Origin of the sequence: Paenibacillus rhizolycopersici (assembly GCF_014947195.2) — a bacterium.
Taxonomy (GTDB): Bacteria; Bacillota; Bacilli; order Paenibacillales; family Paenibacillaceae; genus Fontibacillus; species Fontibacillus rhizolycopersici.
In genome coordinates, this window is sequence record NZ_JADCNN020000031.1 from 1 (window position 1) to 16277 (window position 16277).

Annotated in this window: 16 protein-coding genes; 12 read left to right on the plus strand and 4 right to left on the minus strand. The window is 53.0% G+C overall.

All coding sequences use genetic code 11. The annotated features are described in order from the left end of the window. Positions 1-118: 118 nt before the first annotated feature. Complete coding sequence (gene rpsD, locus IM700_RS21310; RefSeq protein WP_155605556.1) at positions 119-718, minus strand: 30S ribosomal protein S4; 600 nt, start codon at positions 716-718, stop codon at positions 119-121. Positions 719-1193: 475 nt separating this feature from the next. Between rpsD and IM700_RS21315 the strand changes: the two genes are divergently transcribed. From IM700_RS21315 to IM700_RS21335, 5 genes are all read left to right on the plus strand, one after another. Next, a complete protein-coding gene (locus IM700_RS21315) occupies positions 1194-3194 on the plus strand; it encodes a diguanylate cyclase (protein ID WP_193418645.1) in 2001 nt (666 codons plus the stop codon). Positions 3195-3342: 148 nt separating this feature from the next. Beyond that, complete coding sequence (locus tag IM700_RS21320) at positions 3343-4248, plus strand: hypothetical protein (protein WP_336244921.1); 906 nt, start codon at positions 3343-3345, stop codon at positions 4246-4248. A 149-nt stretch (positions 4249-4397) separates the two neighbouring features. Then, positions 4398-5513, plus strand: coding sequence for an aminopeptidase (locus IM700_RS21325; RefSeq protein WP_193418643.1), 1116 nt, complete (start codon positions 4398-4400; stop codon positions 5511-5513). An 82-nt stretch (positions 5514-5595) separates the two neighbouring features. Next, positions 5596-5841, plus strand: a complete 246-nt coding sequence (locus IM700_RS21330) for an HPr family phosphocarrier protein (protein WP_155605553.1) — start codon at positions 5596-5598, stop codon at positions 5839-5841. Between the two features lie 182 nt (positions 5842-6023). Further along, on the plus strand, positions 6024-6314 hold the full coding sequence (locus IM700_RS21335) for an Fpa/YlaN family protein (protein ID WP_155605552.1): 291 nt from the start codon (positions 6024-6026) through the stop codon (positions 6312-6314). Between the two features lie 84 nt (positions 6315-6398). Here IM700_RS21335 and cax read toward each other — a convergent pair whose 3' ends face one another. Then, entirely contained in the window at positions 6399-7469 is a 1071-nt protein-coding gene (gene cax, locus IM700_RS21340; RefSeq protein WP_155605551.1) for a calcium/proton exchanger, read from the minus strand. Between the two features lie 137 nt (positions 7470-7606). Between cax and IM700_RS21345 the strand changes: the two genes are divergently transcribed. Continuing rightward, positions 7607-7969, plus strand: a complete 363-nt coding sequence (locus IM700_RS21345; protein ID WP_016311598.1) for an Asp23/Gls24 family envelope stress response protein — start codon at positions 7607-7609, stop codon at positions 7967-7969. Positions 7970-8105: 136 nt separating this feature from the next. Here the strand turns inward: IM700_RS21345 and ftsW are convergent, their stop codons facing one another. Further along, positions 8106-9356, minus strand: coding sequence for a putative lipid II flippase FtsW (gene ftsW, locus IM700_RS21350; RefSeq protein WP_155605550.1), 1251 nt, complete (start codon positions 9354-9356; stop codon positions 8106-8108). Positions 9357-9368: 12 nt separating this feature from the next. Further along, a complete protein-coding gene (locus IM700_RS21355; protein WP_155605549.1) occupies positions 9369-9710 on the minus strand; it encodes a YugN family protein in 342 nt (113 codons plus the stop codon). A gap of 228 nt (positions 9711-9938) precedes the next feature. On the opposite strand from IM700_RS21355, the gene IM700_RS21360 reads away from it, so the two are divergent. The 6 genes from IM700_RS21360 (at position 9939) to IM700_RS21385 (ending at position 16157) form a co-directional block, all read left to right on the plus strand. After that, positions 9939-11108, plus strand: a complete 1170-nt coding sequence (locus tag IM700_RS21360; RefSeq protein ID WP_193418641.1) for a M20 family metallopeptidase — start codon at positions 9939-9941, stop codon at positions 11106-11108. 45 nt (positions 11109-11153) lie between these two features. Beyond that, complete coding sequence (locus IM700_RS21365) at positions 11154-11576, plus strand: CBS domain-containing protein (RefSeq protein WP_155605592.1); 423 nt, start codon at positions 11154-11156, stop codon at positions 11574-11576. A gap of 93 nt (positions 11577-11669) precedes the next feature. Next, positions 11670-13364, plus strand: a complete 1695-nt coding sequence (locus tag IM700_RS21370; protein WP_193418639.1) for a DNA repair helicase XPB — start codon at positions 11670-11672, stop codon at positions 13362-13364. After that, on the plus strand, positions 13361-15256 hold the full coding sequence (locus IM700_RS21375; RefSeq protein ID WP_193418636.1) for a helicase-associated domain-containing protein: 1896 nt from the start codon (positions 13361-13363) through the stop codon (positions 15254-15256). The genes IM700_RS21370 and IM700_RS21375 overlap by 4 nt, the downstream gene beginning before the upstream one ends. A gap of 108 nt (positions 15257-15364) precedes the next feature. Beyond that, positions 15365-15802, plus strand: a complete 438-nt coding sequence (locus tag IM700_RS21380) for a YlbF/YmcA family competence regulator (protein WP_155605545.1) — start codon at positions 15365-15367, stop codon at positions 15800-15802. A 91-nt stretch (positions 15803-15893) separates the two neighbouring features. Then, positions 15894-16157, plus strand: a complete 264-nt coding sequence (locus tag IM700_RS21385; RefSeq protein WP_155605544.1) for a YlbG family protein — start codon at positions 15894-15896, stop codon at positions 16155-16157. Positions 16158-16277: the final 120 nt, after the last annotated feature.

The window sequence follows — 16277 nt, forward strand, 5'->3', positions numbered from 1 at the left end:
TTTTGATTTGTCTCACGTTACGGGGTCAGTCCCAAGGAGGATTCGGGGTTCTTGTTATCGCCACGAAAAAACCGGCCCAGGTCGATAACGACTTGGGCCGGTTTGCGCTGTTGAAATCTTAACGGTTGTAGAATTCGACGATTTGTTTCTCGTCGATGTCTTGCGACAGTTCGGAACGTTCTGGCAAACGAATGTATCTGCCTTCCAGAGCCGTGTCGTTGAATTCCAGGTAAGCTGGAAGATGCGAACGGTTTTCCAGGGCTTCCTTCACAGAGGAAAGGCCGCGGCTTCTTTCACGAAGACTGATCACGTCGCCAAGGTTTACACGGTAAGAAGCGATGTCCACTTTCTTGCCGTTCACGGTTACGTGGCCATGGGATACGAGCTGACGCGCGCCGGCGCGGGAGTTCGCGAAGCCCAGACGGTAAACGAGGTTGTCCAAACGGCTTTCAAGCAAGAACATGAACGTTTCGCCCGCGATACCAGGCATATGCTGCGCTTTTTCGAACAGCGTGCGGAATTGCTTCTCGCCCAAGCCGTACATGTGGCGCAATTTTTGTTTTTCGAGCAACTGTGCTCCGTAGTTACTTACTTTTCTGCGTTGGTTAGCGCCGTGTTGACCCGGAGGGAACGGACGCTTCAAATCTTTGCCTGTACCGCTCAAGGAAATGCCAAGACGGCGGCTGAGTTTAAATTTAGGACCAGTGTAACGTGCCATTGTATAGGTAGACTCCTTTGTTAGTTAAATTTCGTATAGGGTTCTACTTGCGCGGGTTTTGTTTGGACGAGCGAAGGATAGATAAAAAATACGCTCCCTAACAGGAAAGTTCAGCCGCTGTCCTGTCAGCAACAAAAACCGAGAGGGTGCTCGCATGCGTTACGCCCTAAGCAAGACTCTATCCAGTCTTCATCAACAATATATATTATATGAATTTAGGGGGTAAAGTCAATAAGTGTTTTTGTTGGGAAAGGAGGTATTTTGTCGATAGGGCTTTTGGCCTAAAAAAATGCCATGAACCTTAGGAATTATAATGCAAAACCCTAAGGAAGATAGTAAAATAGAGTTAACAGACATGAACGGATCCGGCGGAGATGGACAAGCTTGAACTTCAGGGAAGGAAGCTTGTCCGTTTGGTGTTTATCGTAAGTTGAAGGGCTAAAATCCAACGCAGCATATAAAAGGAGCTTTTTTTATGGCCGATCAATCCATGGGTCAGCCGATGCTGAACCTGAATCACGCTTCTGGCCTGCAGCGGCTCGATGATGGCGACAATTATACGGATTGGCTGCGGCAGCTTGATATCACTGTCCATGATTTCCCCTACATTGAGTCTATCTTAAAACAGGGGTACGCGGAGTGGCGAAAGCTGGTAAGTGCAATGCCGGAACTTGGTAAGGCCGACTTTTTCATTTCCGGCAGTCGCGGCGAAGTGCTGCTTGCCGATTCGCTTGATCCGGGAGGGCCAATCAGCCCGACCTGGCCCAAGCCGATGGAAGAGGCGATCCTGCAAAGCCTTCGCGAGCATAGAGCGGTCACAGCCGAAACAGCGGACGGTGTTTATGTTGCCGTGCCGGTGTTTTCCCGCATTCATGGCGATTTGTTCGCTTCATTTGGTTGCTGCTTGCATGATTGCGGCGCTACGGCGGCTGTTCTGTTCGCCAAAATGGCGGCACAACTATTTCAATCTTGCTTTTATAAGTGTTTTGAAGGCTTGTTCGTTTCCGATCTGCTGCGCGTTCAGCAGCAGGCCAAACGCGAAGAGCAGCGCCGTTCCAAGCTTTTTCAAGTCGTGCAAAAGCTCCATGATAAGATCGATGTGGATTCGGTCCTGACCGAAGTGTTTGAACGGGTTTCTGGAATGTATCCTGCAGCCAAGTTGGAGCTGTTGATGTCCCAGGATCACTTAAGCCGCGATCCGCGGGTCAAATCGCTGCAGCTGCATGGACAAGGCGATGAGCTGCTTATGAGGGCATTCATGGAAGGGCGGATGCAGGTCAGGGAATCCACAGGTTCAGGTCCCGAAGAAGGCGGCGAGAGAAGGCTGGAAATTGCGGTGCCCCTCAGTGGGAAACAGGGGGTCTATGGTGTTTTTCATTTGCAAATTCAACGGGAAAAGATCGATGATGTGGATCTGCAACTGATCGGTATGCTGGCGGATACGGCTGGCACGGCGTTCGAGAATGCCAAGCTGTATGAACAGTCCAATTTGTTAATTAATGAACTGAGACTGATCAATGAGCTCACCAAACGGCTGAATCAAAGCCTGCGGCTGAAGGAAGTGTTCAAGTTTGCTACCGAAGAGCTGTTGTCGATTTTCAAAGCGGAATATTGCTGCATCTCCCAACTGAATAAAGAACGGGAAACGTTTGAAATTATGTCTAGCAACGTGCCGGGGCTGTCGAAGGAGCATTTTCCGAAAAGCTACGGGTTCAGTGGACTTGTCTATTCCACGCAGGAGCCGATCATTCTCTCGGACTTTCAGGCATATGGTAAAGTATCCTCGAGATTTATGGAGGAGACGGATTCCCGTTCACTGATCACCGCACCCTTGATCGTTCGGGGAGAGGTCAACGGGGTCATTATGCTGGCACACCGTAAGACCCGCTTCTTCTCCTATGACAACTACAAGCTCCTTCAGGTCCTGTCCTCGCACATCGGCTTGGCGATTGCCAACGCATCGCTGCATGCGGAGGTTCGCCGTATGGCCAATCGCGATATGCTGACCGGACTTTATGCTCGCCACTATGTCGATGATGCGATTCAAGAGTTCCAGAAGAAAGATACGAACGGCTCCTTGATTATCGTTGACATTGACCAGTTCAAGCAGGTCAACGATACGTATGGCCACCAAACCGGGGATAAAATCCTGAAGCAGGTGTGCGCGATCGTCAAGAGCTCGATTCGCAAAACGGATATCGCCGCCCGGTGGGGAGGCGAGGAGTTGGCTGTGTATTTGCCAGGGGCAAGCGCCGATAACAGCTATCAAATCGCGGAAACGATCCGGCTGCGCGTTGCCATGGATACCGATCCACCGGTCACCGTATCGTGCGGCATCGCCGAGTGGATTCGGAGCGACGATAAGCTTAGTGTGGAATCGCTGTTCTATCAGGCGGACATGGCTTTATATAAAGCCAAGAACAGCGGGCGGAATCAAACGCAAATCGGTTCCAGTGACGATGCCCAAGCTCCGTAAACATTCATTCGGATGTTCCTGTTGGTTTTGGACGCTCCGAGCCCTACTTTGGGCCTCGGAGCGTTCTTTATTGCGCGATCCGCTTCGGCGAATAGAGCAGCCGTTCCCGTGGCAGGATACTGCTAGATGAGGTAAGGAGAACAGTCCGGTGGAGAACTGGTGCATTATTGAAGGCGGGGGCTTGCGTATGAGAGGGATGTCACAGAGAGGGCTGAGATACCGGTTAGCCGTCATTGTAAACGGGTTGCTGTTGACACTGATGTTGGCGTCCTGTGGGATGAACGAAGCAAAGACGCCGGAGCAATGGTTCGATTTCACTTGGTCAGGGCTCGCGGGTAGCGACACTTTATCGTTCCGCGGTTTAGCTACCTTGCAGCGCGGAAACGAGCATGGGCTGGAGGAGAGTCTAAATTATACGGGTCGCTTACAGAATCACCGAGAACTGAGCATCCGAACTGAGCCGGCAAACAACCGCAATGGCAACCTCGGCAGCCGACTGCAGATGACGGGATTAGCGAAGCCAAGCGGATGGGAAGCCAAGCTGCGCTTAGAAAACGGAAACTGGCTGGTACAGTCTGACAACCACGATGCCTTGCTGCAAGGGGTTGTGCGGTTAAATCCCTTGGATCAGCTTGAGGAAATCCGCATGGCAGCAAAGAAAACCATCACCTCCGAAAGTGGCGCCGCACGGGGGACGAAGGTACTCCGGATCGAGATGGACCCGGCGGAAGCCAGCATCAGATTAAAGGATCGTCTGCTGTCCGAAATGGAGCTTACACGCGAAGGGGGCATGGAACGGCTCGCGAGTGTTCCGGCTCCGCTTCAGGAGTCGCTGCGCGGCGAGTTATCGAAGATTTGGACGGCGGGGAACGATCAGTTGTCGGCCATGCTCGAGCAGTTGAACGCGACCGTTGTTTATCACTTGACGATTGATCGTAAATCCGGACTTCCCGCCAGGCTAACCTCGGAAACAACGTTAACTTACCTGTCAACCAAGGGCGTACCGCAACGAGAGGTGCTGCGCACTGATAATCGATTCGAGAGCTATAAGTAGTCGTGACATCCTGGGTTAGGCTGACTTTCCGCCCCCATCGTGCTACAATAACAGAAGAATTAACCAATGGTTAAACAACGCGGGACGTTTGAACGGCACGGGTTGCCCAACAAAAGTCCCGCTACGAATTTTGGAGGAGAGTGAGCCAGATGCGAGATCCTAGAGTTCAGAAGCTGGCGGAGAACCTGGTCGGTTATTCCGTAGATGTACAGCCGGGAGAGAACGTCCTGGTCGAAATGATCGGTGATGAACGCGATTTGCTGAAAGCCGTGGTGGAAGAGGTTGGGAAGAAGGGCGGCAATGCCTTCGTCGAGATTACCGACCGCACCGTGCAGCGTGCGCAATTAAAATACGCGACCGAAGAGGGCATGAAGACCTGGGCGGAATACGATTTGAAACGGATGCAGATGATGGACTGCTACATCGGCATTCGCGCCGGTTCTAACGTCAATGACATGTCCGACGTACCTGAAGACAAGATGAAGTTGTACAACTCGCTTTATTCCCATCTCGTACATAGCGAACAGCGGGTAAAACGCACGAAATGGGTCGTGCTCCGTTATCCGAATGCCAGCATGGCCCAATTGGCCAACACGAGCACCGAAGCTTTCGAGGATTTCTACTTCGATGTATGCAACCTGGATTATGCCAAAATGGACCGGGCGCAGGACGCCTTGGCCGAGTTGATGAACAAGACGGACAGAGTTCGGATTGTCGCACCGGGCACGGACCTGAACTTCTCGATCAAGGACATTCCGGCCATCAAATGCTCCGGACAGAAGAATATTCCTGACGGCGAGGTCTATACCGCTCCGGTTCGCAATACTGTAAACGGTACGATCAGCTACAATGCGGCAACACTGTATAATGGGATCACGTTCGAGAATATCAAGTTCAGCTTCGAGAACGGCAAAATCGTCGAAGCGACAAGCAACGATACAAAACGCATGAATGAAATCCTGGATTCGGACGAAGGGGCTAGATACATCGGCGAGTTTGCCATTGGCTTCAATCCGTACATCTTGCATCCCATGAAGGACATCTTGTTCGACGAGAAGATCGCCGGCAGCCTGCACTTTACGCCGGGGCAAGCGTACGAGGAAGCCGATAACGGCAATCGTTCTTCGATCCACTGGGATCTTGTGCTGATCCAGCGCCCGGATTACGGCGGCGGAGAAATTTATTTCGACGACGTGCTGATCCGTAAAGACGGGATTTTCGTGATCCCTGAGCTTGCGGGATTGAATCCGGAAAACTTGAAATAAGAAGAAATTTCCTTGCTAGGAAAGCGGATTCAATGTATGATTAAAGTATGTAATTTCCAAAGTTAAAGACGGAGGGATCCCTATGGCCACGAACAATGAAGCGGTAGTCGAAATTGCCCAAACTGCAGGCAAATTCACTTCTTCCATTGTGCTCCAAGCGGACAACAAGTACATCGATGTAAAAAGTATCCTCGGCCTCTTCACCACACTCGTAAACACGAAGAGCTATGAGCTTCACGTTCACGGACCGGATGCGGATGAAGCAAAGAAAGCCGTAACCGAAGTGTTCGCCAAGCACGGTTTGGATGTCAAAGTCGTCGCTGAATAACGAAACGAAAGAAACGCTCCCGCTTGAAGCGGGGGCGTTTTTTAATGCCTTCGTATGGCGACACTCGGCGTTTTCTTGTGTTTAGGTTAATTTGAGGAGGTTCTTGTATTGGCCTTCGATTTCGTCTAATATTAAGATTAGAGCAGATTGGTAGGCGATTTTGGACATAGGGGGGAAGAAGCATGACTTCATCTGAGTTGCAGGAGCAACTTAACCTGAAAGCACTTAATCTTCTGAAAGAAGATGCAGATAAAATTGAGAAGCTGATCGAAGTACAGATGGAGAACTTGGCCACACGTTACTGCCCTCTCTATGAGGAAGTGTTGGATACCCAGATGTATGGATTCTCCAGACAAGTAGATTACGCGATTCGCGTCGGACTTATTCAAGAAACGATAGGCAAGCAAATCATCAGCAGATTGGAACGGAATTTGGCTACACTGTATGAAGCCATGAACAATAAACAGCAGTAAACGTAATTTGCCGCTAAATGATACAAGCGTATGCTTACGGAAAGCTTCCGGGAGCATACGCTTGTTTGTTTTTTCTTATTGAGGTTATACCAGGTAGAACGAAACGCCGAGTATGGCATAAACCGCCAGAAGCAGTAAACCCTCATACCAGTTTGTTTGACCGTCTTGGGTGATCGACTTGGCGATGAACACCGAGACGCCAATCGCGGCCAACTCGATCACGGTAAAGACGATATCCATTGGTTTGCCGAATAGATGGCTGACGAAGATCAGCACCGGAGCGACGAACAAAGCGATCTGCAAGCTGGAGCCAACGGCGATCTCTACGGCTGCTCCGATTTTGTTCTTCAAGGCCAGCATGATGGCTGCGCTGTGTTCGGCGGCATTGCCGACGATAGCTACGACAAAGGCCCCGACGAAGAGTTCGCTCAGCCCGAATTCAGCGGTAAACGTGTCAAGCGTATGTACAAGCCATTCGCTGACGAAAGCAACCATAACGGTGGCGATCACCAGGTAGAGGATGGATTGACCTTTTGACCAGGCCGGAGCATGCTCGTGCGGCAACTCCTCTGCGTCTTTCTCACTGATGTCGGCAAGGTAATTCTTATGCGTGACCATGGAGAAGATCAGCCACAGCAAGTAAGCGACGATCAGGATCCCGGCGACGACCAGGCTGAGCGTAGAACGGTCAGCCTCATGGAGAACATGGGTTTGCAGAAATATCGCCGGGACGAACAAGGCGATGATCGCCACGATCATGAGCGAGCCGTTCATGCCAGCCAGGGCGACGTTATATTTTTGCACCTTGTGCTTCAGACCCCCGGCAAACAAGCTGAGTCCGAGGACGAGCAGCAGGTTTCCGATGATGGAGCCGGTAATGCTGGCCTTCACCATATCGAATAGTCCTTCCCGGACGAGCATGATGGCGATAATTAATTCGGCGGCATTACCGAAGGTCGCATTGAGGAAGCCGCCCAGCCGTTGCCCCGCGTAATGCGCTACGCTTTCCGTCGCCCGGCCGAGAAAGCCGGCCACCAGAACCACGGCGATCGCGGAGATGATAAATTCCAAAGTTGCTGACCAATGCGCGTAATGCCCGATGGCACTAAGTGCAAAGAAAATCAGCAGCAATGCAGGTGAAATATACTTTTTCATGGAACACCTCGTGTTAGTCATTTTTTGGCAAAAGCCGAATGTAACAATTTTACTCAAAAATAAGCTGAAGGTCTACATTTGCTTTAAATCGACTTCCGATTTACAATGAAACTAATGAGGTTGAAGGAGGAATGACCATGACCGAACAACTGCAGTTGGATAATGGGCTGATTCGGATTTCAGACGATGTCGTTGCGAAAATCGCCGGAATGGCCGCTCTGGAGACACCGGGGATTGCCGCGATGTCCGGAGGGCTGTCCGAAGGCTGGGCGAAACGGTTAAGCGGCAAAAATGTGCAAAAGGGCGTGACGGTCGAAGTCGGTCAATTGGAGGCGGCCATCGACTTGCGGATTATCGTGTTGTACGAGACACCGATCCACGAGGTTTGCCGGATGCTTCAGCAAAATGTTCGAGAAGCGGTAGAGAGCATGACGGGGCTTAAAATTGTAGAAGTGAACGTGAAAGTCGAGGGCGTCGCGTTTAAGGACGATGAGATCTGATCGATCCTACCTTGACCTTCTGCAGCATATAGAGTTTCGCTTTCGGCCTCGAATGACCGGATTGCTGGCATAAGCAACAAACACAAAGAAGACTACGGAGCGATTGCTTCCGTAGTCTTCTTTGCGATTAGGACTATTATCCGCGCCGTGTCTGGCTTCGCATTTCAAACGGCGTTGATTCACGAATCACCACCGACTTGGTGCGTTCCTGCTTCACCGGCAGAGACGATTCGCGCGATATACTAAGCACGATCCCCATTGACACCATCGTGACGAGCAGCGAAGAGCCACCGTAACTGATGAAGGGCAACGTGACGCCGGTCACCGGAATGGTGTTGGTGACGCCGCCGATGTTAACGAAGGCCTGAATCGCGATTAATCCCATGATTCCGACCCCGGCGAGCGTGCCAAACGTGCTTTGACAGCGAAGCGATACCAGCAGCCCGCGCCAAATGAAGTAAATATAAAATAGCAAGAAGATCAAAGTCCCGATAAAGCCAAACTCTTCGCCGATGACGGAGAAGATGAAGTCATTATACGCATTCGGCAAATAGTGCAGTTTCTGAATCCCTTGTCCGAATCCGGTGCCGGTGAGTCCGCCATGACCGATTGCGGTGAGCGATTGAATCAGGTTATAGCCGGTTCCTTGCGTATCATGCCAAGGATCCAGGAAGGCCTCGATCCGGCCCATCCGATAATCGCCACCCGCAGCAACGGTCGGGTCGGGAGGGTTGATTTTGTCCCACAACGCTCCGACACCAAGCACGATGCTTGCGCCAAGCACGAGTAGCGCGATCGAACCGAGAATATGCTTCAAATTAGCGCCGCCGGCGAAAATAATGAGCCCAGCCGTAGCGACGAGAATCAGACAGGAACCAAGGTCTGGCTGGAGCATGATCAAGCCGGCAACGAAGCCGACGATCACCATAACCGGGATATACCCGGTTCTTAAATCCCGAAATCGCTCGCCTTTCTTGGAGATGAGGGCCGATAAGTACAAGATCGTCGTGATTTTGGCCAGCTCCGTTGGTTGAATCCCCAGCGTGCCGATAGTAAACCAGCTGGTCGCGCCATTGATGCGCCCACCGATGAAAGGGACGAGCAACAGCATGATGATGGCCAGAATAAAAATGGGTATAAACAGCTTCTTATATTTCTCGTAAGGGATATTCATCGTCACGAACATACCGACAAGCCCGATCAGGCCGAATATCATTTGCCGTTTGGTAAAATACATCGGGTCATATCCGAAATTTTCGTTGACCAGCGTGATGCTGGAGCTGGAGCTGAATACCATGACGATTCCGAAACCGACCATCAGTAAGGTCAAGATGAGCAATTGAAAATCGGGGGCTCCGCGTCTTGGTTTCTCTGTGCCTTCTTTCATCGCCGTGTCCGCTTAGGCCTCAAGAAGTTCCTTCAATTCCGTCAATTTATGATTGGCGGTCTTCATTACCATTGCGGGAATCTCCGATTCATACTCTAATCCATGCGGAAAAGTGGCCCGCCCCATATAGACCGCTTCGATCGCCAGTACCGTGTCCGGACGTTCCAGTTTGCCTTCTACTGCCCGCGTGTTGATACGGAGGTAGTAGTCACTGTTATTGTATTCGATTTTAAAATCGTATGTAGCGCGATAGTATTCCCATTGCCAGCGTACGAAGCCCACCTTCTCCGCAGCTTCGTCCAAGTATGCCAAATCGCTTTGCAGTCCGTCCAATCCGGTATTTTCTACGATCATTGTAAAGAGTGCCCCCTTAAAAATATTGGTCCAAAAGTTCGCTGTTCAAATTGTGAACTTTCATCAAACTTATCACACTTATCCTCATGATATTATGTTTCCATCGGTTGTGCAAGCATAGGAAAACCTCGCAAATCGGCGATTTCTCGCAAGGTTGACCTGATCCATGAACCCGTTTTCTGCTACAATAAGCTAAATGAGATCGTGAAAGAAAAGAGGAGTGGGACGATGGAGGAGAAGCGGTTAAGCGATTTGTTTCCATCCATGGTGGAACGGCGGCGGCACTTACACCGTCATCCGGAGCTTTCCTTCATGGAGAAAGAGACTTCGGCGCAGATCGCCGGAATCTTGCGGGGGCTAGGCATCGATACGGTAGCCAACGTCGGCGGGTTTGGACTCGTGGCCAAAATTCGGGGGGAGCTTCCCGGCAAAACGATAGCGCTTCGAGCCGACATGGACGCGCTGCCGATCCAGGACGAGAAAACGTGCGAGTACGCCTCTTTGCACCCCGGCGTGATGCACGCCTGCGGGCATGATGGCCATACGGCTACGTTGCTGGCGCTGGCCGAATACTACAGCCGGACCCAAGCGAAGCTCCGCGGAGAAATCCGACTGCTCTTCCAGCCGGCGGAAGAAGTGTGCCCTGGCGGGGCAAAATCGATGATCGAGGAAGGGGCGCTGGACGGGGTAGACGTCATCTACGGAGTTCACTTGTGGACACCCATTCCCGTCGGCATCGTGGCGAGCGCCCCGGGACCGCTGATGGCCTCGACCGATGAATTTTTCATCGATGTGCAGGGGCGTGGGGGACACGGCGGCATGCCGCACAAAACGGTGGACAGCGTAGTAGCCGCTTCGGCACTGGTGCTGCAGCTTCAAAGCGTTGTGAGCCGTTCGGTTGATCCGCTGGATCCGGCCGTCGTCACGATTGGCTCCATCCAGGGCGGCACGGCGCAGAACATCATCGCTGACCGCTGCAGGCTATCCGGTACGGTTCGTTGCTTCCGTGAGGAGACAAGAGAGCTGATTCGCGAGCGAATCCATGTTCTGGCTAAAAATACGGCAGAGGCGTACGGCGCGGAAGCCCAAATCAACTATATGATGGGTTACCCGAGCTTGGTGAACGACGAAGGTGAATACCGCCGATTTATGAAAGTGGCTCCCGGTGTATTCGGGCTTCGGGCCGAGTTGTCGCCGAAGATTATGCCGGCGGAGGATTTCGCTTACTATTTACAGCAAGTGCCGGGCTGCTTTATGTTCGTCGGGGCCGGAAACCCCGACAAAGGCGCGATTTACCCGCATCACCATCCGAAATTCGACATCGACGAGGACGCCATGCTGCATGCGGCGGGTCTGCTGGCCGCGATGGCGGAATCCTATCAGGACGAACACGCATAAACCGCTTCCTTCTTTGGCACGCTATGTCCGAAGGAGGGATATATGTTGAAAAAAGTTAGCGAAATCATGACCGATGACATCGTGACTGTGACCCCACAAGATAATGTCTATGAAGTGGCGGTAAAGATGAAAGAAAACGACACGGGGTTTATTCCGGTGGTCGAAGGCGGGGATAAGCTGATCGGCGTTATCACCGACCGGGATTTGGTCATTCGCGGGATCGCTGAGAAGCGGCCCGGCTCTACCGCGGTCGATGAAGTGATGACCAAAGGGATCAAAACCGCTTCCCGCGACATGTCGGTGGATGAGGCGGCTGAACTGATGGCCCAGCAGCAAATTCGCCGGCTTCCGGTATGCGAAGGGGATCGCTTGATCGGAATCGTTTCGATCGGCGATATGGCCGTGCGTAACATCTTTGCCGACAATGCGGGAGAAGCTTTGTCCGAAATCTCGGAGCAGGTGCATTAGGAGATGGAAACAAGCGGGAGAGGTCCGCGGCCAGTGCGGCGGACTTCTCCTTTTTGCTGATTGCGGCGAACTGAACTAAAGGAGGGCAAACCGATGAATGAAACGGGAGCATGCATCGTTCAAAGAGATTTGACGGTGCTGCTGGAGAAGGAGCATCCCGGCTTCGATACGGCACGGGAGCAGTTATCCCATTACGCCGAGTTGGTGAAGAGCCCGGCTTTCTATCATACATATCGAATCACCCCACTCACTTTATGGCACGCCGCTTCCTGTGGAATCGACGCGGACCAAGTGCTGGATCAACTTGCGTCCTTGGCCCGGTACGGGCTGCCGAGTGGTGCTGCCGAAGACATCCGACGCTGGATGGGCCGGTATGGGCAATTAAAGCTGCGTCCGATTCCTGGGGAATCGGACCGACTGGAATTGGAGTGCGACGATACCGTTGAAGCCGGCTTCCTGGAGCCTATAGCCGGCCAACTGGCTTTGCCGGCGGGGACATGGTGCCTGGTGGACGAGCGACGCCTCCATTTGCCAGCCTCGTGCCGCGGCTCCTTAAAGCAGGAGCTTGCCCGGCTGGGCTATCCCGTGCTGGACGAAGCAGGGTATCATCAAGGCCGCACCCTCGAGATCGTACTTCGGCAGGAGCTGGACGAGGGGCATCCGTTCCTGCTCAGACCGTATCAGCGGGAAGCCGTCGCTGGATTTGCCAGCGAGACGGGCGACGGCGGCAGCGGTGTCGTGGTGCTCCCCTGCGGTGCGGGCAAAACTGTGGTTGGTCTTGCGGCAATGGAAAGGTTTCAATGCGAGACGTTAATTCTGACTTCCAATGTGACTTCGGTGCGCCAATGGATTGCCGAGTTAAATTCGAAAACAACGCTGCCTGCCGAGGCGATCGGGGAGTATTCGGGCGAGAAGAAACAGGTCAAGCCGGTTACCGTATCTACGTATCAAATATTGACGCACCGCTCGCGGAAAGAGGAAGGCTTCAAGCATATGTCTTTGTTTAATGAACGTGATTGGGGGCTGATCATATACGATGAAGTGCATCTACTTCCGGCACCGATCTTTCGCGCAACGGCCGACATCCAAGCGACGAGACGCCTCGGCTTGACCGCCACGCTGGTTCGAGAGGACGGCTGCGAGCGGGATGTCTTCTCCCTGATCGGACCGAAGCGGTACGATGTTCCGTGGAGAACCCTGGAAGAAAGCGGGTTTATCGCACAGGTTGATTGTCAGGAGATCCGGGTGGCGATGCCTGAACCCCAGCAGGACAAATACGTTCAAGCCGAAGGACGTGAGAAGTTTCGCATCGCTGCGGAAAATCCATACAAAAACGAGATTGTAAGGCGGCTTTTGGATCGGCATCGGGATCGTCAGGTGCTGGTTATCGGACAGTATGTAGACCAACTGCAGTGCATGGCAAGGGAGCTTCAAGTCCCGCTCATCACCGGAAGTACACCCCAGGCGGAGCGTGGCAAACTGTTTCAGGCTTTCCGCGATGGGGAACTGCAGGTCCTGGTGGTTTCGAAAGTCGCCAATTTCGCGGTAGATTTACCAGATGCTTCGGTGGCCATTCAAATATCCGGCAGTTTTGGCTCACGCCAAGAGGAGGCCCAGCGTCTGGGCCGGATCTTGCGGCCGAAGCGGGACGGCAGCCGAGCCTATTTTTATACGCTTGTTTCGGAGAACACCCGGGAGCAAGAGTTTGCTTTACGGCGGCAGTTGTTTTTGCTGGAGCAAGGTTATGAATATGCCGTGCTGAGAGATCGGGAGGGGGTTGAAGCATGAGCAGGGGACCAAGTATGTCGGCTTATGAAGGCGAGCTTCCTTTGAAGGAGATGCGGAATGCGAACTCGTTGAATGAAGCCGAAATGCAGGCGCTTCAGCTCCTGTTTCGCCGCTTTGCCGGTCAGCCGTTTAAGCTGGAACAGGCCAACGCCGCTGCGGCCGGAGACGTAAGCGGAGCGGACATACGCGCAGCGCTTCCGGCGTTGCTGCGCTCCGGAGACCTCGCCGCGGTGCGCAAAGCTTGGGGCGAGAAGCTGTATTACCTGCCGCTGGACCGGCTGCTGGGAATAGGGGACGCGTGGGGGTACGCGGAGCTGCGAGAGCAGGACTCTACGCGGGTTAGTCTGCAGCGGGAGGCGAAACCGGGCTTAGCGATGGATCTGTTCCGCGCCTTAACCTGGATCGCAGGAAATGGGCTGCGAATGACGGCAAAAGGGACAATTCATCAGAAGGAACGCGGCAAGCTGGAAGCGCGGATCGCGTTGAAAGCGGAGGACGTTGCCGATCTAAAGCTAAACTATCCGCATCCGGACGTGTATTCACCCGCGCTTGCCGTCGCGCTGGATCTAATGCTGGCGTTGGGGTTGATCGTCAAGGAACGGGCGTTATGGCGGGTTCATCCGCCGGGATTGGCGGCGTGGCTATCCTTTGACCTGCAGGCAATGAACGTCGTCCTGATGCACGAAATGCTGCAGCGCTATGTACCGGCAGATGCCGCGTTACAGCATGTTGTTTTGCGAATGACGGCGGCGGATTTGAGAACCGGCGTTTGGTATTCGCTCGAGGAATTGCTCGGCTCACTCCAAGACCAGGGGCTGCTGGGACCGGACAGCAATCCGTCCACGGAGCGCGAAGTCTGGATCCAAGGTTGGTTGGACACCCTTTGCGGCTGTGGCTGGATGGAGCTCGGCAGCCATCCTGAGGACGGTGCAATGTTCCGTTGGCTGATCGAACGGAGCCCTTCTTCGCCAGTGACATCTCAAGCCTCTGAAGGAAAGCTGATTGTACAACCCGATTTCGAGCTACTCGTTCCGCCAGACGTGCCCTTTACAGTCCGTTTCGAACTGGAGGCTTATGCCGAGTTGGCTTCGTCCGGCATGATGAGCATCTATCGACTGACGCGTGCGGGGCTGGAGCAGGCTTGCCGCATGGGTCGTACCCCACAAGACATCCTGCGGCATCTGGAGGCGTGTTCTGCCGGCATACCGGAGCCGGTTCGCGAGGCGCTCCTTCAGTGGGGACGAGAAATCGGTCGGACAACGCTGGCTGATGCGAAGTTGCTGAGCTGCGCCGATGAGGAAGCCGCAGATCGTATCGGCAGCCTGCCGCTATTGGCCGATAAGCTAGAGCGGATTGGCCCGCTCCATTTTCTCATGAATCCGGGTTGCGAGGTGGAAGTTCTGAAGATCTTGGACGGAGAACGTTTGGCTCCCGTCGACCGGGCTTCGCAAGATCCGGACGAACCGATGTATCCGAAGTTGACGGAGATGGCAAATCCGAATGGCGAGAATCGGCAACCTCAGGAAAACCAAGGGTGGATTTACAAAGGAGCGGACTTGCATTTTTACGAACCGGATCTTGATCCGCCAGACAATGAGGAGTTGTTCCCGGGATGGACGGAATTGCCAGCCATGTGGTGGAGAGAATTGAGGAAGTATCACGCATCGACCGCACGAGAACTCGTGCAACGAGCCTTGGCCTGGCAAGCCAAACTGATGGTGCAAATCGGTGGGGAGGCTATTCTTTACGTACCGCTTACCGTGGAAGGTGAAGCGGATTGGAGAGTTAAGGTGCGGACGCTCCCTTCTTCCGAAGAACCGGCAAAGGAGACCGTTCTTTCCCCCGGGGACTGGCAAGCAATTCGCCTCATTCTCCCCGCAGGTTTACGCTAAACGGGAGATTAGGAAGGATGAACCTCTTCTGCTCGCTAAAGGATTGTGGTATGATAATGTCGTCTACCTCAGGGTGGAACATTTCACATCAAAGCGAGATGAAAATTCATGAGCGTAATCGAGAAGAACACGGTCGACATGGCCGAAGTGCTGACAAACGCCTATGAATTGGGCGATATGATAAATCAATCCGCCGCCGTATCCGAATACTTATATTGGAAGCAGCGCGTGGAGGAGGATAGCGAAATTCAGGCATGGGTCAAGAAACTGGAGGCTCAGAAGGAGCTGTTCCGGGAGACCGAGCGTTTCGGACACTTCCACCCCAACTATCACGAAGCGAAGGACAAAGTGGCTGAGGTAGAGCGGGAATTGGAACGCTTCGAGGCGGTCCGCAAATTCAAAGCGGCCGAGAACGAGCTGGACGATATTCTTCACCAAATGTCGGAAATGATCGCTTATGCTGTTTCAACTACGATCAAGGTGCCAAGCAATGATCCGAACCCAAAAGGCGGCTGCGGCAGCGGCGGAAGTTGCGGCTGCGGCTAATGCAAATAGGCAGCCGAGAATTCCGGAAGAAGCGGCGGAGTCGCTGACTTTCCGGAATTTTCAATAGTTGAGGAACGGGAGGGAGAAAGTCATGTTTCCGGAGCGTACAGGCTATATCATTTGGGTCAGCGACTTAAAAGCGGCAAGGAACTTGGATAAATACGGAAGCGTGCATTATTTGTCCCGCCGGATGCATTATGTGGTGATGTATGTAAACACCGATCGGGCGGAGGAAACGATGCGGAATATCCGCAAGCTTTCTTATGTTCGCAAGATTGAGCGGTCTTACCGCGGAGAAATTAAAACGGAATACACCAAAGACGTCCCGGATAAAACCCGCTTCTATGGATTGTAACCTTCCCCATTTAAGGGGCGTCAGTGCCGTGCAGCGAACACCTTCGTTGCGCGGTATTTTTTTGCCGAAAATCGCCGTAGGACGGATGACCTGCATAGGTTGATGAGACTAAAGTTCTAA

What these genes read in the sequence shown, in the direction of transcription:
- cax (WP_155605551.1), bottom strand. Translation starts at nt 7,469, where the DNA reads ATGAAAAAGTATATTTCACCTGCATTGCTGCTGATTTTCTTTGCACTT.
- IM700_RS21315 (WP_193418645.1), top strand. Translation starts at nt 1,194, where the DNA reads ATGGCCGATCAATCCATGGGTCAGCCGATGCTGAACCTGAATCACGCT.
- IM700_RS21380 (WP_155605545.1), top strand. Translation starts at nt 15,365, where the DNA reads ATGAGCGTAATCGAGAAGAACACGGTCGACATGGCCGAAGTGCTGACA.
- ftsW (WP_155605550.1), bottom strand. Translation starts at nt 9,356, where the DNA reads ATGAAAGAAGGCACAGAGAAACCAAGACGCGGAGCCCCCGATTTTCAA.
- IM700_RS21325 (WP_193418643.1), top strand. Translation starts at nt 4,398, where the DNA reads ATGCGAGATCCTAGAGTTCAGAAGCTGGCGGAGAACCTGGTCGGTTAT.
- IM700_RS21360 (WP_193418641.1), top strand. Translation starts at nt 9,939, where the DNA reads ATGGAGGAGAAGCGGTTAAGCGATTTGTTTCCATCCATGGTGGAACGG.
- IM700_RS21335 (WP_155605552.1), top strand. Translation starts at nt 6,024, where the DNA reads ATGACTTCATCTGAGTTGCAGGAGCAACTTAACCTGAAAGCACTTAAT.
- IM700_RS21375 (WP_193418636.1), top strand. Translation starts at nt 13,361, where the DNA reads ATGAGCAGGGGACCAAGTATGTCGGCTTATGAAGGCGAGCTTCCTTTG.
- IM700_RS21345 (WP_016311598.1), top strand. Translation starts at nt 7,607, where the DNA reads ATGACCGAACAACTGCAGTTGGATAATGGGCTGATTCGGATTTCAGAC.
- IM700_RS21355 (WP_155605549.1), bottom strand. Translation starts at nt 9,710, where the DNA reads ATGATCGTAGAAAATACCGGATTGGACGGACTGCAAAGCGATTTGGCA.
- rpsD (WP_155605556.1), bottom strand. Translation starts at nt 718, where the DNA reads ATGGCACGTTACACTGGTCCTAAATTTAAACTCAGCCGCCGTCTTGGC.
- IM700_RS21370 (WP_193418639.1), top strand. Translation starts at nt 11,670, where the DNA reads ATGAATGAAACGGGAGCATGCATCGTTCAAAGAGATTTGACGGTGCTG.
- IM700_RS21385 (WP_155605544.1), top strand. Translation starts at nt 15,894, where the DNA reads ATGTTTCCGGAGCGTACAGGCTATATCATTTGGGTCAGCGACTTAAAA.
- IM700_RS21330 (WP_155605553.1), top strand. Translation starts at nt 5,596, where the DNA reads ATGGCCACGAACAATGAAGCGGTAGTCGAAATTGCCCAAACTGCAGGC.